The organism is Methanobrevibacter sp., from assembly GCF_045539575.1.
Lineage (GTDB): Archaea > Methanobacteriota > Methanobacteria > Methanobacteriales > Methanobacteriaceae > Methanocatella.
In genome coordinates this window covers 63,513-82,880 of the sequence record NZ_JAZQFM010000075.1, presented here as the reverse complement: position 1 = coordinate 82,880, position 19,368 = coordinate 63,513, and the positions used below count along the sequence as shown (strand labels likewise).

Sequence of the window (19,368 nt, the reverse complement as noted above, 5' to 3'; positions counted from 1 at the left end):
ATACAGAAATTATACTATATTAAATTTCACTACTCTAAAATTATATTAAAAACTTATATTTACCCTTCCACAATTCTATAGGTAACGAATACTCCAGCGGTTTGGCTTTCACGAGTAATTCTTAAAACATTTCCAGGTTCAGCCCCAATTTCTTCAACAACAGGGTCATCAGCCTTTATTTTAGGAAGATCTTTAAAATTATAATCAACATCACTAAATTCTTCAGAAATTTCTTCTTCAGTCATGATTTCATGCTTTGGAACGAGCATATGTTCTTGAATATCAATTTTCAAATTTTTTCCTCCAGATAGAAAAGTTAAAATATAAAATTAGAAACAGGCCTGACGGGAATTGAACCCGCGGCCGCCTGGTTAAAAGCCAGGCGCTCTGCCAGACTGAGCTACAGGCCTATATGACATATGTTACTATTAAAACTTGAAGCGCCCTGGCCGGGATTTGAACCCGAGTCGCGGGCTCGACAGGCCCACATGATAGCCCCTACACCACCAGGGCAACTCACATATAATAGTAAATAATACACTATCAATTACTATAATCTTCATCATATATAAATGTTTCGAAAAAAACAAATATTTTTCAAAATTTACATATGAATTCAGATAAATAGATTGAAATCCCGCCTGCCGGACTTGAACCAGCAACATTTGGATCTACAGTCCAACGCTCTGCCAAATTGAGCTAAGGCGGGTAAAGATGGGTCCGCCCGGATTTGAACCGGAGTCTCAGGCTCCCAAAGCCCAAAGGATCGACCAAGCTACCCTACGGACCCACATACATCAAGTATGTAGATAGCATACTAATAATAATATCTGTATACTAATATATAAATGTTACTATATTTTCAAATATATGTTGAAAATTATAAATTCCACATGTAAATTAAAAGCCCCGGACGGGAATTGAACCCGCGACCACGAGATTACAAGTCTCGCGCTCTACCAGACTGAGCCACCGAGGCAACATGCAAAATATATAGAACAATATAAATTATATTCTTAGTCATTTAAATACTTTTCTATAAAATCAAGTAATTTGATAAAAATTTAAATATTATATTATTTATAATTAATAATCATGATAAATAATGAAACTGAAATTCTCGAAAAACTTGAGGAAACATTAAAAAACATAAAAGAAAAAAATCCGTTAACCCATTGCATAACCAATTCAGTAACAATCAACGATTGTGCAAATGCAGTTCTTGCAATCGGAGGATCACCATTTATGGCAGAAGATGCTGAAGAACTAGAAGAAGTAGTGACAATAGCTGACGTTCTGGTAATCAACATTGGAAAATTAAGCAAAGATCAAGTGGAAGCCATGAAAATAAGTGCTAAAACAGCAAATAAAACCAATACCCCAATAGTTTTAGACCCTGTTGGTGTTGGAGTGACTGAACTAAGAAACAGAACCACATTGGATTTAATTGAAAATTACGACATGGCTGCCATTCGTGGAAATATAAGTGAGATTAAAGCAATAGCAAAATTAGTCGGAGTCATTGATGAAAACAATACCGCCAAAGGAGTGGACGTCAATATTGATGACATCATCACTGAAGAAAACTTATCTGCAAATGGAGAATTAATCAGAGAACTTGCAGCAAAATTAAATACCACAATACTTGCCAGCGGTCCAATCGACATCTTAAGTGATGGTGAAACCACAATTGCAATAGACAACGGGGATGACATGATGCCATTGATTACCGGTAGCGGCTGCATGCTATCATCAATCGTTGGAAGCTGTGTTGGAGGATCAACTCCTCTGGAAGGAAGCCTTGCTGCAATATTGGCAATGAACATTGCAGGTGAAAAGGCAAGAGCAAAAGTAGATGAAAAAGATGAAGGAACCAGCTCATTTAGAGCATATTTAATTGATTACCTTTACAAAACTAATGCAGAAACATTAGTAAATGAATCCAACATCAAGATATTATGAATCCAGTAGATTTATCCCTATATCTCGTTACTGACAACAGCGACGATGTGGAAAAATTCCTAAACACAATAGAAGAGGCAATAAAAGGCGGCACAACTGTAGTCCAGATAAGAGAAAAAACAGCAGAAACACTAGACTTTTACAATTTAGCACTGAAAGTCAAGGAAATTACAACAAAATACAACGTGCCACTGATTATAAACGACAGGGTTGACGTTGCATTGGCCATTGATGCCGACGGAGTGCATGTCGGACAGTCAGATATGCCATGCGACATTACAAGAAAGCTCATCGGTGAAGATAAGATATTGGGCGTTTCAGCGGCAACCGTCGAAGAGGCTAAAAAAGCACAAAAAGATGGAGCGGACTATATTGGAACTGGAGCAGTATTTCCAACACAAACAAAATCCGATGCCCCTTCACTGACCATAGAAGAGTTGAAGGAAGTTGTTGAATCAATTGACATTCCAGTAGTTGCAATCGGTGGAATCACACTGGAAAATGCATGTGAACTTAAAGATACTGGAATCAGCGGATTATCAGTAGTAAGTGCAATAATGAGCTCTGAAAATCCTAAAAAATCATCACAGGAATTGCTGAAAATATTCAACAGTTATTAAAAAAAGAAAAGTAGTAAAAAAATTCTATTTTTTACTATTTTTTAAAGCTTCTACAGCTGCAAGCTTTTTGCCTGCAAGCATACTGATACAAGCTCCGCCACCACTACTTAAATGGCTCATCTGATCACCTAAGCCAAGACCGGCAGTAGCAGCTGCAATATGACCTCCACCAATTAATGAAAATCCATTTGATTTAGCCATTGCATTAATTAAATCTTCTGTACCCATAGCAAACTTAGGATCTTCAAATACTCCTGCAGGACCATTTGCAAATATGTATTTGGCATCCCTGATTTCTTTAGCATAATAGTTAATGGTTTTAACACCAATATCAAAGATTGCCTCATTCGGCAGCTCTCCAACATCAATATCAACTCTTTCGCCATTGATTTCACATGCGCCGTCAAGAGGATATTTAACCTTATCGCCAAATCTTTCAATTAAATCCTTAGCCTTATCGACCATGCTTTCATATCCACGGCTTGCGATGAAATCTCTGTTAACCTGACCAATATCTATTCCTGCAGCCCATAATACAATATTTCCAACAATACCTGTTGTCAATACAGAGTCTGCAGTGCCGTTACCCAATACGTTTTCCATAACATCTATTGAGTCGTCAGGTTTCATTCCGCCAAGTAAAAATACGCAAGGATGTTCCACATTGTCCAAAGCGTTTTGAATAACAGTCAATTCCTCTTCCATTACCCTTCCTGCAGCGGAAGGAGTGTTGACTGTGAATCCGACAAGTGATGCCTGAGACCTGTGAGCGGCCGCAAATGCATCGTTTACGAAATAATCGATTAATGGAGACAGATGTCTGACAAGCAATGTTTTGGATTGCTCTTCAGGAGTTCTTGACAGAGATTCCTCTGAGAAAAATCTTACATTTTCAAGCAATAATATTTCATGTGGTTTTAGATTACGGATAGCTTCTTTTGCAGAGCTTGAAAATAAAGAGTCAGAATATTTCACTCTTAAGTTTAAAATTTCGGAAAGGGCTTCAGCATGTTGAGATAAAGTTGTGAAATCCTTTTTTCCAGGACGGCTTTGGTGTGCAAGAATTACGACTTTAGCACCCTTGTTAGACAATTCCTTAATAGTTCTTGCGTGTAATTTCAATCTTGTATCATCCAAAATGATTCCGGAACCCGGATCGACCGGAGAGTTAACATCTATTCTTACAAGCACAGTTTTATTTTCAATATCAAAATCATCAATAGTATTAAATTCAGCCATTTTTCCACTCGTAACTTATAATTTACTTACCAAATCCAGTAAAGCATCTTTAGGACTTTCCGCCTTAATAATTCCTGATGCAAGCAATACCCCATCAGCACCTAAATCCATTGCGGCCTTCATGTCATCACCGGTTGTGATTCCTGCACCGCATAAAACTTTAACATCTTTGTTAATGGCCTTTACTTCCTTGACTGTATCTTCAACAACTTCAGGTTGTGCCTGGGATACTGGAATTCCGGTTCCAATCAGTTCAGGAGGCTCAACAGCCACTGCAGTAGGTGCAAGAGTGGCAACAGCTTTTGAAGTTTCAATATTGTTAGTGCAAACACAGGATTCAATTTCATTTTGTTTGCATAATTTTACGACTTCATCAATGTCGGCCAATTTCATTCTTTGTTCTGAATGATTGATTAGAGAACCGCTGATGCCTGCTTCAATCAAAGTGTCTATTAAATTGGAACCAGTGTGTCCTCCCGGAGAAATCGGGTCAATGTGCTGAGCAAAAATAGGAAGTGAAGCCTCTTGAGATATTCTGTAAATATCTGCTGATTGAGGAGCTGCAACCATTGTTACACCAGATTCATTAGCTGCACTTTCTAAATCATGCGCAAGCTCTAAAGCGTTTATACCACTTGATTCCAAATAAGTTTTGTAATTTAATATCACAATAGGTATATCCATAAAAATCCCACATAACTAATTTATTATTATAATATTTGGAAAACACTATTAAATAAATTTATGATTTTTAATCCTATTTTTGGCAAGTTCTATATATTCGGCATTATTGTCATATGCAATATAATTTCGGTTATTCTGAAGTGCTGCAATGCAAGTTGTCCCGCTTCCGCAGAAAGGATCCAAAACAACATCCCCCTCATAGCTGTAAAGGTTGATTAGCCTGTGAGGCAGTTCAATCGGAAATGGAGCGGGATGGCCGATTCTTTTGGCGTTTACAGCAGGAAATGTCCATATGCTTTTTGTCCACTGGATGAAATCCTCCTTTTCAATAGTGTCTTTTTTAGCCTGGGACTTGCTTTTGGAATATGAATCCTTTGAAAATACCAGGATGTATTCATGATAATCCCTTAAAACAGGGTTTGATGCTGACATCCAGCTTCCCCATGCACATGACCCTCCTGCACTTGCGGACTTGTCCCAGATTATCTCACCGCGCATCAGAAATCCCAGATCAAGCATTATCTCAATCACCATCGCATGAAGTGGAATGTAAGGTTTCCTGCCGATGTTTGCAATGTTGATGCATGCCCTGCCGCCGGTGACCAGCTTGTCGTGAGTCTGGCTGAACACTTTTGTGAGAAGCTCCAGATACTCATCGATTGTCAAATCGTTGTCGTATTCCTTTCCAACATTATACGGAGGGGAGGTGACCATGAGATGAACGCTGTTGTCCGGTATCTCATCCATCCTCTCGCTGGACTTGCAGTACAGTCTGTTTAGGTTCTCCTTCGGAATTTCCTCTTCCAGATATTTGATGTTTTTCGGTATCCTGAAATCCTTGAATAATTTGGAGCTGTAGAATTTTTTTGAGGAATGGGATTCCCTCAATACAGAACCAAATGATGAAGTTTGAGTTTTTCTAACCACATTACGACCCCTTTAAAAGATTTAGAAATTTCAATCCCTTATTTTCATAGGTTTCTTCGCCATTAGCTATTTCAATAATTTTTCCCAGGGTTTTCGGACTTTCCATTCCTGAAAAGAAATTCAAATCCTGAGAGAATAAATTATTCAAGTGTTCCTTTAGCTCTGAAGTGTTGTCAAATCTGTAAAATCCACGGTTTGGAGTGGTTTTTCTGGAATTGCCATGATTTAAAGGAAATGGATTCAGCGACCAGAACCCCTGAATCAGACCTGCATGTTTCAGGTAATCCGCCTTTCTGCAAAATCCATTTGAAAGAGGTGCGTTTCCGACAACGATAATTGGAATTTTTGTGGATTCGAGATTTGATACCCTTACATCGATGCACTTTCCAATAGCTTTTAGGATTGAATCTGAACGTGTGAAACTCGGCTTTCCCTGATGGGTCCTGAAATCCCCGACTTCAGTGACGTTACCTGATTGGGGATGATACTGCCAGTTCCACACCAATGACATTTTTACTTCACATATTAGTTTGACTTCCGATGCTTTTAAAATTTTTTTGTCGGATGTTGCAATAGCGATATCGGCAGGGGATTTCGAGGTGATTCCGACTGAAGGGATTCTTGCCTGCTGAACAACGAAAAGATCCTCATCATCAATCAGCCCCCTAAAGAGATCGCTTGCCCATTTTTCGGTGAAGTTGCCTATCAATGAGTTTCGAGCCTGCATTGTGGATTTTTTGCCCTTATATCTCTTTGGCCAATAGGCAAGATACCTTCCATCATCGGTGCGGTAAAAAAGTTGCTGCGGAGATGCAAAATTTTTTGAATTTATAAAAAATAATTTTTCTTGATATTTATTCCATAGTCTCATAAGAAAATGTATTATAATTAAACATATAAATAGATTTAAAAGTTAAAAATCAATATTGTTCAATATTTATAAAATTTATATCACCTTGTAAAAATGTATATATTAGCAATTTTAAATATAAATGTGATTTTATGTCATTCAATGAAAGCCAAATAGAAAAATTAGAAAAAAGCGGATATAGATTCGTTGGAACTCATGGCCATGCCGCAGTTAAGGTGTGCCATTGGACTCGTCAAAGTATTGTGGACAAGGGAGTCTGCTATAAGGAAAAATTCTATGGAATTGAATCCCACAGATGCCTTCAGATGTCTCCTGCAGTTCCAAACTGCCAGCAGGAGTGTGAATTCTGCTGGAGAGACCTGACCTACACCCAGACAAGCTGGGAAGATGAGGAATACGACGACCCTAAAATCATAATAGATGAAGCTATAAAAGCCCAAAACAATTTGCTGTGCGGATTTTATGGAAATGACAAGGCAAACAAAAAGAAATTGGAAGAGCTTAAGAATCCGACAAATGCAGCCATATCTCTTGCCGGAGAACCAACACTCTATCCAAAAATCGATGAGCTTATTGGCGAGTTCAACAGAAGGGACTTTACAACTTTTGTTGTAAGTAACGGCCAATGCGTTGACAGGCTGCGCAATCTGGAAAACGATCCATATCAACTATATCTTTCCTTGGATGCACCTTCCGAGAAAATATTTAATGAAGTGTGCAGACCTAGAATAAATGATGCTTGGAGCAATCTAAATGAATCACTTGAAACATTATCCAGTTTTAACTCACGTACATGTATAAGAAATACCTGCGTTCGTGGGAAAAATATGGAACAACCTGAAGAATATGCGAAACTGATAAAAAAAGCCGATCCTGATTATGTTGAAGTGAAGGCATACATGTGCGTCGGTTCCTCACGTGAACGTTTAACTCTTGACAACATGCCTACATTTGATGAAGTAAAAGAGTTTGCACAAAAGATAGGCGACAATTGCGGAAAAGAAATAGTTAATGAATCCGAAATCAGCCGAGTGGTATTGCTCGAATAGAATTATTTTTAAAAACAGTGATTTATACCTATGAAAATAAGGAAAAATGAATAACCTTACGGCATTTCACTTTCCAAATTGTTAAATAGTTTCAAAACTATTTAATTCATATTTTGAATAGGTTTTTGATAATTTTTTGAAAAAGATTTAATTAAATCTTAGCAAAAAATGTTTATTTTCCTTCAGCTTTCAACTCTTCACAGAGTTCAACTGCTTTTTTAGCTGCCTTTTCCATTGATGTTTCATATGGAATTCCAGCTTCCTCTAAAAGTCTTTGACCTTCTTCCTCATTGGTACCGGTCAACCTGATAACAATATAAACCCTGCGTTTGGATTGTTCCAAAGCCTTGATTACACCACGTGCAACATCATCAGCTTTGGTAATACCACCTAAAACATTCAGGAATACTACTTTAACAGGATCATAGTTCAATACTATGTTTAAAGCCTGGTTGATAATATGTTCTGAAGCTCCACCACCAATATCCAGGAAGGTTGCCGGTTCTCCACCGTTGAGCTTAATCATGTCCATAGCAGTCAATGTTAAACCTGCACCATTACCGATAACGGCAATATCACCATCCAGTTGAACAAAGTCCACAGCTTTTTTCTTGTAATGGAGTCTGTCAACAAGGTCCTGATGTCTGAATAATGAATCGTTTTCAACAACCATTTTAGCGTCTGCAGCGATGAGGCCGTCAGGAGTTAAGACCAATGGGTTGATTTCAGCAGTGTCTGCATCATATTTTTCAAATACTTTGTACAGTTTCCAGATGATGTCTCCCATTGGAGAGATTAATTCGGAATCTACGCCCATTTTACGTGCGATTTCACGTGCTTCGTATGGTAAGAATTCAAGTAAAGGATTTGGATAATACTTAATGATTTTTTCAGGGTTTGATTTAGCCAGGTTTTCAATTTCAACCCCACCTTCTTTACTTGCAAGGATAACCGGTCTTCTGGCACCCCTGTCAACGGACACGGTTACGAAAAATTCATTTAAGATTTCAGCTTTTTCTTCGATTAAAAGATGTTTTACTTTTTCATCTTTAATTTCCATGCCTAAAATTTCATCTGCAACTTTTAAAGCTTCACCAGGGTTGTCAGCGAATTTTACACCACCCGCTTTACCTCTACCACCGGTTAAAACTTGTGCTTTGATTACAACTGGAACTTCCATTTCAGAGGAAATTGTCATTGCCTCTTCAGGAGAGTATGCGACATGTCCTTCCAAAATTGGAATGCCTTCATCATTAAAAATTTGTTTTGCTACGTTTTCAAAAAATCTCATTATAACACCTATTCTACTAAAGCATATCCTGCTTCAAAAGCTTTGATATTCTTTTCTTCGGTTCCTTTAGGAACGCTTGCTTCAATAGCTTTTATAGCTGCTTCCTTGGAAATTACTTTAGTTATTTTTGTAATAGCTCCAACCATGACGATATTCGCTACGATTTTAAGACCGATTTCATCGGTAGCGGTCTTGGTTGCTGGAGCTTCATAAACCTTAATATTATGTTCGTCAATAAATTCTCTTACATCTTCAACATCAGTTGTTCCAGGATCAACAATTAATGTACCGTTGTCTTTTAAATCCACAATATATTTAACTAATGCCTCATTGGACATTGCAATAAAAATATCAGGAGTTAAAACTTTAGGATAATCAATTTCACTGTCACTGATAACAACTTCACATTTAGAAGCTCCACCACGAGCTTCAGGACCGTAAGATTGGGTTTGAACAGCTTCTTTACCGTCAAAAAGACATGCAGACTTACCTAAGATAATACCTGCAAGAATTACTCCTTGACCTCCAAATCCACCTATTCTAATTTCAGTTCTCATATTATCCACCTATAACTCTGTTTCATATGCAGAATTGATAACAGTTTTTTTACCTGATTTTTCTACACTGATTTTATCAATATTTTCTGTGAACTCGTCTTTGGTAGTGTTTGCAAATTCACCGACTACAATTTTTCCTTCCAATTCTTTTGCAGACATTCTTTCTGCAGCAGATTTGAATACTGTATTTGCTTTCATTACTGCAGCCATTGCAGTAGGAGTTTTAAGTTTGTTTTTACGACCAAAGTAAGTCGGACACTGAGTTGCAACTTCAATAAATGAAAATCCAGGATTTTCCAATCCTTCCTTAATTGCAAGAACCAAGTTTTCAATTTGAACTGTAGTCCACCTTGCGGAATAAGTTGCACCAGCTGCTGCAACAAGTTCAGCTAATTTGAATGGAGTGTCTTGATTACCATATGGAGCAGTTGTTCCGAAACTGCCTTTAGGAGATGTTGGGCTGATTTGACCCCCAGTCATACCATAAATATTATTGTTGATACAGATTACAGTTAAATTAATATTTCTTCTTGCCGCATGAATCAAATGATTACCACCAATGGAAGCCGCATCACCGTCACCGGTGAATACAACAACATCCAAATCTTTATTTGCTGTTTTCAAACCGGTTGCAAAACTTAATGCTCTTCCGTGAGTAGTGTGCAGGGAATCACAGTCAAGGTAACCTGGAATTCTTGAGGAACATCCAATTCCGGAAACCATTGCAATATTATCAAAGTCCATTCCCGCTTTTTCCATTGCGGCTAAAAATGCGTTAATTATCGCACCGTTTCCACAACCTGGACAGAAAATATGAGGCAATCTGTCTTCCCTCATGTATTGGAGAAATCTATTTTGTTTTGACTCAGACATTTTAATTTCCTCCTATTCTATCAATTTGCTCTAAAATTTCATCAGGAGTTGGTAATAATCCTCCAATTTTACCCATCAAATGAACATTGGCGTCTCTTTTACATACACGGTCAACTTCATAATACATTTGACCTAAATTCATTTCAACAACAATGACGTCTTTTGCATTTGCGCAAGCTTCTTTGATTTGTTCATCTGGGAATGGCCATGGAGTATCTATTTTAGCATAACCCACTTTTTTACCGTCTGCCCTTGCTTTTGCGACAGCTTCAACTACAGACCTTACAGGACCTCCATAAGATACAACGACAACATCTGCATCTTCACAGTCTTTGGTTTTTACAGAACAGATTTTATCTTTATTATTTAATACTTTATCACAAATTCTCTGAATGAGTTTATCATGAGTTTCAGGATTGTTTGTGTCAGGATAACCTCTTTCATCGTGAGTAAGACCGGTAACGTGAATATTGAATCCGTCACCAAATGCAGGCATTGGAGTTGTTCCGTTTTCAATGTTTTCAAATGGCAAGTAATTGTCAGATTTTTCAGGTCTTTTTCTTGCTACGATTTCTATATCATCTTCAACGACGATTTTTTCTCTCATGTGACCAATGACTTCATCCGCCATTACAAAAACCGGAACCCTGTATTCTTCAGCGAGATTGAATGCTTTAATTGTGAAATCAAAGAATTCCTGTACGCTTGATGGAGACAATGCAATCGGTTCATAGTCCCCGTGAGATCCCCAGCGAGCTTGCATCATATCACCTTGAGCAGCCATGGTTGGCTGAGCAGTTGAAGGGGAACCCCTTTGAACGTCTACAATAACAATAGGAGTTTCGCTCATGAATGCATAACCTATATTTTCCTGCATTAATGAAATACCCGGACCGGATGTTGCAGTCATTGACTTAGCTCCTCCCCAGGAACCACCGATAATTGCTCCAGCAGATGCAATCTCGTCTTCCATTTGAACAAATGATCCGCCTACTTTTGGTAGTTCACGAGCTAAAGTTTCTGCAATTTCAGTAGATGGAGTAATCGGATAACCTGCAAAGAATCTGCAACCTGCAGCTATTGCTCCTTTAGCACATGCTTCATTTCCTTGAATAAAAAATTCTTCAGCCATTTTAACACCTACTTTTTCCCCTTTGTGAAATTCGGATTGAAGTTAACATCATTGCCTTCTTTCATCCACCAGTTTTCTGGCAAGTCCACAGTAATTGCTTGGTCAGGACATGCTACTTCGCAAGTACCGCATTTGGTACATCTCTCTTCAAACTTAACAAAAGGTAATTGAACTCCTTTTTTATTAACTTCAGGAGATATAGCGTATACATTCTTATAGCACATGAATAAGCAAAGATGACATCCTTTACACAATTCTTCATCAATAATAATCAATTTTAAAATCTCCTAATAATTCTATGATAATTAAATATAGAATGTTATATATTTATGTTAATAAACATTTAAATATCTTATGAAAAAGCATTATAAATTATAAATTTATTAGAAATTAAACTAAAATAATATTATGAAACATTTACAAACACCAATCACTGACGAAGAATTGGCCGGTCTTGATGTTGGAGATAAGATTTCCATTTCAGGAACTATGTATACCGGTCGTGATGCCGCCTTGCCGCAACTGATTAAACTAATTGAAAAAAATGAAGTTCCATTCGATTTAAACGGATCTGCAATCATGCACACAGCATTCAGCGATGCAGGAATTGCACCAACAACAAGCAGCAAGGTGGAGATTGAATCAACAATACCTAAATTAAGTGAAGCCGGCGTAAAGGTTCACATTGGAAAAGGCAAATTAAGCGATGAAACTCTCAAGGAACTGGAAAAAAACAATTCCATATTTGTAATAACACCACCTGTCGCAGCATTACTTACAAGCAAGGTTCTTGAAAAAAAGTGTGTGTTGTTTGAAAATGAAGGCATGGAAGCCATGTTTGAATTAAAAGTAGAAAAAATCCCTGGGATAGTGGCTATCCACAAGGGAAAAAGAATTTAAAACGAAGAATTATTCTTCGTCTTCTTCATCGTCAGATTCTTCTCTTTTTTCGAATTCATCTACGAAATTAACTTTGGTAATTTCTTCGATGTTATCCCAAATGTCTTTAGCGATTCTGAATCTAGCGAAAGTTACATCCATGTAAGATTGTTGGTCGAATTTGGACATTTCATCTAATTTGATGTTTGCAACACCGTCAACGATGTCGATTTCGGTTTTATCGATGTCAACGTTAGGGTTGGAGTAGTGTAACTCAATCATACTTTTGATTTTTTCTTCTTCATCAGCGATGATTTCAGTTACTTCAACATCATAAATTAAATCTTTTCCGGCTAATTCGTGGTTGAAGTCAACTTTTACTCTTCCACCGTTTACAGTTAAGATTTTACCGGTTGCACCTTCAGATTGGATTCTCATACCTGGAACAGGAGTCATACCTTGTTTTTTGAATTCTCTCATAGGTACTAATTGAATCATTTTAGGGTCTCTTGGTCCGAATGCACTGTCGGAATCAACTTCAACATGTTTGGTTTCTCCTTCTTCTAAACCAATAATTGCTTCTTCAATTGCAGGTAATAAGTGGTTTCCACCTACAACAATAGGAATTGCTTTGTAAGTTTTATTTTCATCGAAAATTCCTGCTTCTTGTGCGATTTCATCATAAGTAGTATCGAATACTTCGTCAGTTTCTTTTATTTTACCAGTAAAATTTACTCTTACAAAATCTCCGTTATCTATAGCCATAATTTTAGCTCCTTAAAATAATTTTGATTAAATAATTTGTTAATAATTATAACATTTTATAGTTTTAGTAACCATCATTTATTAAAGTTTTGTTTATTGAGGATGGCAATGTAAAAAATAGATGGAATCAAAAAAATTAAAATTAAAATGGAAGACTGACATATCTGTTCTTTAATGAATATGTGTTTGCATTCCAATTCTTTATTTTGCCCAATGAATTATCATATCCAATCGGATCGCCGACAATCCAAGTGTTTCCGATTAAAACCTGAGTCCAGACATGACCGTACCATCCGTCGCTGAATTTGCAGGTTCCATGAACATATCTCGCATTAAACCCTGCTGTCCTGTACATTGCAATTAACAGATGTGCCTGGTCAACACAGTTGGCACTTCCAGAAGTCAATGTGCCTACAGCCCCCTTGTGTGAGTCATAATAGTAGTCATACCAGATATTATCCCTTACATAATTAAACAAGGCTTTTGCCTTGTCAATTTCATTGGTCAAACCACTGGTCAATGACTTTACCAATGCCTTTATCTTTGCATTGTTGACTTGGCAATTTTTGGATGACTTGTGATACTTGCTTAAGCTGGAAATGGTATTTTTTGTATTGAGACCCCCTCCAAACTTGGACACCTTAACGTTTATGGTTTTGGATGTGGAAGTTGGAAGATAGTTATTGTCACCAAGGGCAGTTACTGAAACCTTATATTTTCCAATATCAACACTTGTTTTGATTGTTGCATATCCGTTTGAAGCGGTTTTTGCGGTATATGTCACATCATCAATTGTCAGTTCTACAGTCTGGCCTGAAAGTGGATTTCCGTCAGGGTCAGTCAATAAAACCTTAAATGTTTGTAAATTATCCTTAAATGAGGTTCCGCTTTTCCAGGTGAGTTTTGCATCAGCGCTTCTTTCAAACACGGTTATATCACATGAGCCTGAAGTGCCGTTTATATTATATTTGGAGTTGCTTTTGAAATTAATTGTATAATTTCCCAAATCAAGATCAATAATAGCGGATGCAATACCATTATTGTCGGTAGTGGCTGCGTATGTGTTACCTTCAATTGTGAAGGTCACTGTTCTTTTTGGCAAAGGAACCCCACCTGCTGTAAGAGCAACTTTGATTGGAGTGTATGCGCCGTAACCGAATTTTGTATTCTTGGCTTTTAACTTTACATCTGAAGTGTCATCTATGATTGTAACTATATTTTTTGTAGTGGAAGCCTTGAAAAATTTGTTTCCTACATATTTGTATTCAACATTGTAAAGACCTTTGGCGAATGAATTTACATTAAGTGAAACGATACCTTCACTGTCTGTCTTTTTGGAATAGGTCTTTCCGTTGATTGTAATCTTAATAGTTTTTCCAGCTTTTGAATCGTCACACAGACTGGTTGTGAATTTAGCTTGTATTACCTTGCTGTCACCCGGAATCAGTTCATAATACTGTGTTGACAGTTTGGTTGTTGCTGTTGGACAGATTTTAACGGTATTGGTTTTGGTCAAACCGTCAGTGTTGTATGAAATGACCTTGTAGGTTCCTTTCTTGATTTTATTCAAAGCCAACTTGGCCTGACCTTTGGAATTTGTTTTAACCTTGTAGATTTTACCGTTGAGCTTGATTTTTACATATTTGTTGGCTAATGCCTTTCCGTTGCTTTTAAAGAATTTAGCAGTGAATTTTTTAGAATCCCCATAAACATTCTTAACGTCATTGGCAGTGATTGTTGATAGGATTTTGAACTTAGTTGTTAATGTGTATCCTGTAACGGGATCAACAGCAGTAATCTCATAAGTTCCCGGCTTGAGGTTTACATCAACACTCACATATCCTGCACTGTTAGTCTTTTTGGAATAGGTCTTTCCGTTAACGGTTATTCTGACCAATGTATTTTTGAGAGGGTTTCCGTAGCTGTCATGAAATGCGGCAACGTATTTTTTACTTCCCTTATAATACTTTGTTATGTCACTTGCCTTGATTGTGGGCAAGACATGAACCGCTGAAGTTAAGGTGGTGGATTCATATGTGGAATCACCGGAGAAAAATGCAGTTGTCTGATATTTACCTGGGTTTAAGTTTAAATTGAAGCTGACAACACCATTATCATCAGTGACATTAGTGTAATTGACATTATTTACTGTAAAAGAAACTGTTTTATTTGCCAGACTCATATTTGAGTTTACATCAGTTAATGTCAAACTATAATATCCTTGGTAATATATTTCATTTGTCTTTGATGAAAGACCAGTTTGGTTTTTGATATCTTCAGTTAAGGGATAATCAGTTCCATCAGCCACCATATCCTGAGAACCAACATCGGCTAATTGTACTTCCCCGTCAATTTGAAGATTGGCCATTTCATCAGCATTCATTATAGAATTGTCAGTTGCATTTACATCACTTGCCTGTATTGCACCCACAGAAAACAACAGAACAGTGATAAAAAATAATGAAAACAATAGTTTATTGTTCAAAATAAATTTTTCCTCCAGCATAAATTTTTAAATTATTATTCAATATATTTGATTAAATATTCATTAGTTTGAACCTCTCCGACCTGTGGAGGTCGGAGATTCTCGGGCTGTAAGTCTCTTTGTGAGTCTTAGAATTACCGAGCTATCCCTCTGGGTCTCAGAGTTCATTATATATTATTAAATATATTATTTTCCATAGTTTAAAATGTTTATGGCAGCGTTTAAATCACGGTCTAGTATTGCGCCGCAGTTCAGACATTGCCATTCTCGTTCTTCTATGGTTAAATCTGTGTTTTTGTATCCGCAGACATGACAGTATTGGGAGGATGCATAGTATCTTGGCACTTCAATGAATGTTTTACCGTATAGTTCGCATTTGTATTTTATCATGTTTTTTAGCATTCCTAGGCTTACTTTTTGCAGTCCTTTGCTGTAATCGTGGTCGAGCATCATTTCTTTTAGGTTTAGGTTTTCCATTTTGATTACATCGTATTCTTTGACTATGTCTTTGCTTATTTTGTGATAGTATTCTCTTTTGATGTTGTTTCTTTTGTTTATGTGTTTGTGAAGTGTTTTTAGGGTTTTTGGTAGTGTCTGCTGCCTTGTTTTTTTCTTTTTAGGTTTTTTTGTGTTTTTTTGATTTTAGCTTCTATTTCATTTAGTTTTAGCGTGGCTTTTGCTTTACGGTCTGAAAGTGTGGCTAATGTTTTAACACCTAAGTCTATTCCGACTTCTTTACCTGTTTTAGGAAAATGTTCAGGTAGCAAAGAATCATATACGATTATTATGAACCATTGGCTGTTTTTTTGTTGTATTCGTATGTGTTTGATTTTTCCGGTTATTTCTGGTCTGTATCCTTTGAGGTTGATCCATCCGAGTGGTCTCCAGTATAATTTACCATATTTTTTTACATGTATTCTGTTGTTTATGTTGTTGATTTTTACTGATTGTGAGGATTGGTACTTTTTTTTGAATTTCGGATGTCCAAATCCTCGTTTAAAAAAGTTATCGTAGGCTTGAAGTACTGGTTTATAGCATGCCTGCATAGTATTAATATCCAAATCATCAATAAAAGAATACCATTCTCTCAAATAGTTAAATATGGATTCCATATACTTATTATTAACATAAGGTGCACGAGAATGGAATATATTGGCTATACGTCTGTTGTACTCGATTTCACCAATTATGTTATTGTGAATGAAACGTGAATGCCCCAAATATTGTTTAAACAACTTTTCCTGTTTTTGATTAGGATAAACACGATGCCTACAAGATCTATAAACCATAAAAATACTCTCATCACTAAAAAAAACTTTTTTTTATAATACTTATTATAACACTATTTAACATAATAAATAATCGCGAGAGAGCATTTGAAGACTAATAGTGCGACAAGCTAGGGTCTATTTCCCATTTAGAATCAGTGAAATTTAATTTCAATCCCAGTTATGACGGGATTTTCCCCATTGAAACTCATAATTAAGTGATTGGTTATGAGGTTGCATGATATTATGCATAAATAAATATAAAGCATTCATTGTATTTATGTGCTAAGGAAAGAGTGAAAAAGGTTAACGTAAGTGAACAATTGTAAGCTTCGTAAGTCAAGCCAATAGGTAGAATGCATCGTTAAATTTAATTTAACTAACTATTGTTGCGAATTCATAGGAACAATCAATTGATTAGGTGATTGTTTAGTCATAACCTTACAGTAATTTGCCGGAGTAAAGATTGAACCTTAATTCACTCGTTTCTGAAGTAGATCAACTTGGTAAGCCTCACAAGGTCCCACAATAGTTTGTGAGTAAGTGGATTGTGAATGAAACCTAATTCCTTAGGAGGTAGAGGATATCAGAGAAAGCAAAAGCCATTAACAGTCGAAAGACAATAGGAAATGGGAATAATAACTATAATGGATACCACACCTTCGTGGGTGGCATGGATAACATGGCAGACTTCTGATTGGTGGAAAACGTGAATATAAATTATTAAAAAAATATATAATTATTTAATAGTAATCCGTTTTTTGTGAAATTCATCTCCAACCTACAGAGGTCGGAGTATTCTTTCACATTTAAGATAAATATTTATTTGAAAAATTATTCTCATAATGATACAAAATACTCATCAACTGCTCTCGGTGAAAAACTATTATTTATAAAAAATAAATTAATGAACATGCAAAGAAGAGGTGCAGTTAACTTACCGCTCCATGGAGGGCATCCTCCAAAATGGCTATTTACAAGAATGGTTGACCTGTCAGGAGCACTGGCTTCAGTCATCATTGAGGAATACAGTTTGGAGGAATTCCTAAATCGTATTTCCAATCCATACTGGTTTCAGGCATTCTCATGTGTTTTAGGATTTGACTGGCACTCATCAGGTACCACCACAACCACACTGGGTGCGCTAAAAGCATCATTATCTCCCGAAGAGCATGGAATTTATCTGACCGGAGGCAAAGGTGCAAAATCAAGGAAAACACCTGAAGGAATAGAACATGCGGGAGAGGTTTTTAACCTAAAGACAAAAACGACCGAAAAACTGGTTGAAACAAGCAAGTTATCTGCAAAAATAGACAATTCATGTATTCAGGACGGATACACATTGTACCAGCATAACTTCTTTGTTACTGAAAAAGGCGATTGGGCGGTTGTGCAGCAAGGCCTGAACACCGAAAACAAATATGCTCGTAGATACCATTGGCTAGGTAGTGAAGTTGAAAAACTCTTAAATGATCCCCACAGCGGAATATCCTGCGATAAAAAAACACCAAACACCCTTAACATGTCTTCAAAAGACAGTGAGGAAGCGCAGAAGATTAGTGTTGATTTGATCAACGACAATCCAAATCATTTAAGGCAATATTTTAAAAGAAAAGACAATCAAATGCTTTTAGAAGACTTTACTATGCCTGCCCATCACCCCGTTCTTGACATGGACATTTCCGATAAAGAATTTGAAATCTTAACAAAGGCATGGGAAATTCAACCTGAAAATTATGAAGAACTAATCATGCTTCAGGGAATTGGTCCTAAAAAAATAAGAGCGCTTGCACTGATTTCTGATCTTGTTTACGGAGAGCCTGCAAGCTGGAAAGACCCTGTAAAATACAGTTTCACACATGGTGGAAAAGACGGATTCCCATATCCCGTTGACAGGGAAGTCTATGACAATTCCATTCAAACAATAAGGGATGCACTCGACCAAGCACGGATAAAAAAAGAAGAAAAGCTAAAAGCCATTAAGAGATTGGATGACTTTATCTCCTAACGGTTTTCATCGTGAATATTGACTGTTTTACCATGAGCGTTTGGAATGACCTCAAGAACAGGATTTTCAAATTCCAAATCAAACTCCTTACCATCCATCAACAGGTGCTGGAATACGGCAAGAGATGATACTTCAGAGTGAGGCTGTGTAGTTACTGACACGTTCCAATCTGCAGCCTTATAAACTTTTCCAGGGACTTTTGCACCACCTACAACGATTAAAATATCAGAACCATCTTCACGCACTTCAGGTGCAACCTCATGAGCCTGTGATCCATACATTGTCAGGTGAACAACTTTACCCCCATCGGATTTCCATTTGTTGATGACACCCATTGCACTTTCAGTGTATTCTATTTCAAAATTTCCTCCAAATCTGGAAGCGGTGTCTCTGACATTTTCCATGAGATTATTGTCACGTTCTCCGGCAAGATATATTTTACTTGCTCCGAATGCACGGGCAGTTAAACAAACATGAGTTGTAATACGAGTATCTCTTTTCAATCTATGGTCTAATCTTAAAACATTAACATTCATACTATCAATAATAGATTACTGCTGAAAATATTTAATGATTTCTAATGGATGAGATGGCCACTCAAAACAATTTCTGGGAGGTAAAGTAAAAAAAATTAATGTATGATAATATGCAATTTTCGTGGTGTTTCATGACAACTCGGCCAATCTCATCAATACTACATATGAAAGCCATGATATATAAAATAATGCTTTTTTAAACTTCAATATTGATTTTAAGTT

General features: G+C 36.8%; 19 protein-coding genes, 5 tRNA genes and 1 pseudogene. 5 read left to right on the top strand and 20 right to left on the bottom strand.

The window, feature by feature from the left end; translation table 11 throughout:
* Positions 1 to 59: 59 nt before the first annotated feature.
* The 6 genes from ACKI30_RS09640 to ACKI30_RS09615 form a co-directional block, all read right to left on the bottom strand.
* On the bottom strand, positions 60 to 293 hold the full coding sequence (locus ACKI30_RS09640) for a DNA-directed RNA polymerase subunit H (protein WP_407411966.1): 234 nt from the start codon (positions 291 to 293) through the stop codon (positions 60 to 62).
* A 43-nt stretch (positions 294 to 336) separates the two neighbouring features.
* Positions 337 to 410 (bottom strand) — tRNA-Lys (locus tag ACKI30_RS09635).
* A gap of 31 nt (positions 411 to 441) precedes the next feature.
* Positions 442 to 513 (bottom strand) — tRNA-Asp (locus ACKI30_RS09630).
* Between the two features lie 122 nt (positions 514 to 635).
* Positions 636 to 709: transfer RNA gene (locus ACKI30_RS09625), tRNA-Tyr, on the bottom strand.
* Between the two features lie 6 nt (positions 710 to 715).
* Positions 716 to 790 (bottom strand) — tRNA-Pro (locus ACKI30_RS09620).
* A 115-nt stretch (positions 791 to 905) separates the two neighbouring features.
* Positions 906 to 979 (bottom strand) — tRNA-Thr (locus ACKI30_RS09615).
* Between the two features lie 116 nt (positions 980 to 1,095).
* Between ACKI30_RS09615 and thiM the strand changes: the two genes are divergently transcribed.
* Together thiM and thiE are read left to right on the top strand one after the other, a co-directional pair.
* Positions 1,096 to 1,962 carry a hydroxyethylthiazole kinase gene (gene thiM / locus ACKI30_RS09610; RefSeq protein ID WP_407411964.1) on the top strand — a complete coding sequence of 289 codons (867 nt, stop codon included), beginning with the start codon at positions 1,096 to 1,098 and terminating at the stop codon, positions 1,960 to 1,962.
* Complete coding sequence (thiE, locus tag ACKI30_RS09605) at positions 1,959 to 2,582, top strand: thiamine phosphate synthase (RefSeq protein WP_407411962.1); 624 nt, start codon at positions 1,959 to 1,961, stop codon at positions 2,580 to 2,582. Before thiM ends, thiE begins: the two co-directional genes overlap by 4 nt.
* A 24-nt stretch (positions 2,583 to 2,606) precedes the next feature.
* Here thiE and ACKI30_RS09600 read toward each other — a convergent pair whose 3' ends face one another.
* Genes ACKI30_RS09600 through ACKI30_RS09585 form a run of 4 tightly spaced genes read right to left on the bottom strand, consistent with a single transcriptional unit; the run spans position 2,607 to position 6,303 of the window.
* On the bottom strand, positions 2,607 to 3,821 hold the full coding sequence (locus ACKI30_RS09600) for a phosphoglycerate kinase (RefSeq protein WP_407411960.1): 1,215 nt from the start codon (positions 3,819 to 3,821) through the stop codon (positions 2,607 to 2,609).
* A gap of 15 nt (positions 3,822 to 3,836) precedes the next feature.
* The gene (gene tpiA, locus ACKI30_RS09595; RefSeq protein WP_407411958.1) at positions 3,837 to 4,505 is read right to left on the bottom strand and encodes a triose-phosphate isomerase; all 669 of its coding nucleotides are present in this window, start codon (positions 4,503 to 4,505) and stop codon (positions 3,837 to 3,839) included.
* 48 nt (positions 4,506 to 4,553) lie between these two features.
* Positions 4,554 to 5,432: a DNA-methyltransferase gene (locus ACKI30_RS09590; protein WP_407411956.1), complete on the bottom strand. Its 879-nt coding sequence runs from the start codon at positions 5,430 to 5,432 to the stop codon at positions 4,554 to 4,556.
* A gap of 1 nt (position 5,433) precedes the next feature.
* Positions 5,434 to 6,303, bottom strand: coding sequence for a hypothetical protein (locus ACKI30_RS09585; RefSeq protein WP_407411954.1), 870 nt, complete (start codon positions 6,301 to 6,303; stop codon positions 5,434 to 5,436).
* Between the two features lie 131 nt (positions 6,304 to 6,434).
* Here ACKI30_RS09585 and twy1 point away from each other — a divergent pair, with 131 nt between their 5' ends.
* Positions 6,435 to 7,352 carry a 4-demethylwyosine synthase TYW1 gene (gene twy1 / locus ACKI30_RS09580; protein ID WP_407411952.1) on the top strand — a complete coding sequence of 306 codons (918 nt, stop codon included), beginning with the start codon at positions 6,435 to 6,437 and terminating at the stop codon, positions 7,350 to 7,352.
* A gap of 172 nt (positions 7,353 to 7,524) precedes the next feature.
* On the opposite strand, the gene sucC is transcribed toward twy1, so the two are convergent.
* The 5 genes and pseudogenes from sucC to ACKI30_RS09555 form a co-directional block, all read right to left on the bottom strand.
* Positions 7,525 to 8,643, bottom strand: coding sequence for an ADP-forming succinate--CoA ligase subunit beta (sucC, locus tag ACKI30_RS09575; RefSeq protein WP_407411950.1), 1,119 nt, complete (start codon positions 8,641 to 8,643; stop codon positions 7,525 to 7,527).
* 8 nt (positions 8,644 to 8,651) lie between these two features.
* Positions 8,652 to 9,200: a 2-oxoacid:ferredoxin oxidoreductase subunit gamma gene (locus ACKI30_RS09570; RefSeq protein WP_292739332.1), complete on the bottom strand. Its 549-nt coding sequence runs from the start codon at positions 9,198 to 9,200 to the stop codon at positions 8,652 to 8,654.
* Positions 9,201 to 9,209: 9 nt separating this feature from the next.
* Positions 9,210 to 10,073, bottom strand: a complete 864-nt coding sequence (locus tag ACKI30_RS09565; RefSeq protein WP_292739330.1) for a 2-oxoacid:ferredoxin oxidoreductase subunit beta — start codon at positions 10,071 to 10,073, stop codon at positions 9,210 to 9,212.
* 1 nt (position 10,074) lies between these two features.
* Positions 10,075 to 11,205 (bottom strand): 2-oxoacid:acceptor oxidoreductase subunit alpha, encoded by a 1,131-nt coding sequence (locus ACKI30_RS09560; protein WP_292739328.1) that lies wholly within the window; start codon positions 11,203 to 11,205, stop codon positions 10,075 to 10,077.
* An 83-nt stretch (positions 11,206 to 11,288) separates the two neighbouring features.
* Positions 11,289 to 11,480 (bottom strand): annotated as a pseudogene (locus ACKI30_RS09555) (ferredoxin family protein); the annotation flags it as partial.
* 133 nt (positions 11,481 to 11,613) lie between these two features.
* On the opposite strand from ACKI30_RS09555, the gene ACKI30_RS09550 reads away from it, so the two are divergent.
* Positions 11,614 to 12,105 (top strand): fumarate hydratase C-terminal domain-containing protein, encoded by a 492-nt coding sequence (locus tag ACKI30_RS09550; protein ID WP_407411947.1) that lies wholly within the window; start codon positions 11,614 to 11,616, stop codon positions 12,103 to 12,105.
* A 9-nt stretch (positions 12,106 to 12,114) separates the two neighbouring features.
* Here the strand turns inward: ACKI30_RS09550 and ACKI30_RS09545 are convergent, their stop codons facing one another.
* The 4 genes from ACKI30_RS09545 to ACKI30_RS09530 form a co-directional block, all read right to left on the bottom strand.
* Positions 12,115 to 12,849, bottom strand: a complete 735-nt coding sequence (locus ACKI30_RS09545; RefSeq protein ID WP_330009293.1) for a peptidylprolyl isomerase — start codon at positions 12,847 to 12,849, stop codon at positions 12,115 to 12,117.
* A gap of 142 nt (positions 12,850 to 12,991) precedes the next feature.
* The gene (locus ACKI30_RS09540) at positions 12,992 to 15,280 is read right to left on the bottom strand and encodes a transglutaminase domain-containing protein (RefSeq protein ID WP_407411945.1); all 2,289 of its coding nucleotides are present in this window, start codon (positions 15,278 to 15,280) and stop codon (positions 12,992 to 12,994) included.
* A 240-nt stretch (positions 15,281 to 15,520) separates the two neighbouring features.
* Positions 15,521 to 15,874, bottom strand: coding sequence for an RNA-guided endonuclease InsQ/TnpB family protein (locus ACKI30_RS09535; protein ID WP_407412060.1), 354 nt, complete (start codon positions 15,872 to 15,874; stop codon positions 15,521 to 15,523).
* Between the two features lie 35 nt (positions 15,875 to 15,909).
* Positions 15,910 to 16,623 carry an RNA-guided endonuclease InsQ/TnpB family protein gene (locus ACKI30_RS09530; protein ID WP_407411943.1) on the bottom strand — a complete coding sequence of 238 codons (714 nt, stop codon included), beginning with the start codon at positions 16,621 to 16,623 and terminating at the stop codon, positions 15,910 to 15,912.
* Between the two features lie 892 nt (positions 16,624 to 17,515).
* Between ACKI30_RS09530 and ACKI30_RS09525 the strand changes: the two genes are divergently transcribed.
* Entirely contained in the window at positions 17,516 to 18,610 is a 1,095-nt protein-coding gene (locus tag ACKI30_RS09525) for a DUF763 domain-containing protein (RefSeq protein ID WP_295162188.1), read from the top strand.
* Here ACKI30_RS09525 and ACKI30_RS09520 read toward each other — a convergent pair.
* The gene (locus ACKI30_RS09520) at positions 18,607 to 19,146 is read right to left on the bottom strand and encodes a tRNA (cytidine(56)-2'-O)-methyltransferase (RefSeq protein ID WP_407411941.1); all 540 of its coding nucleotides are present in this window, start codon (positions 19,144 to 19,146) and stop codon (positions 18,607 to 18,609) included. The two genes, ACKI30_RS09525 and ACKI30_RS09520, sit on opposite strands and share 4 nt — an antisense overlap.
* Positions 19,147 to 19,368 lie beyond the last annotated feature (222 nt).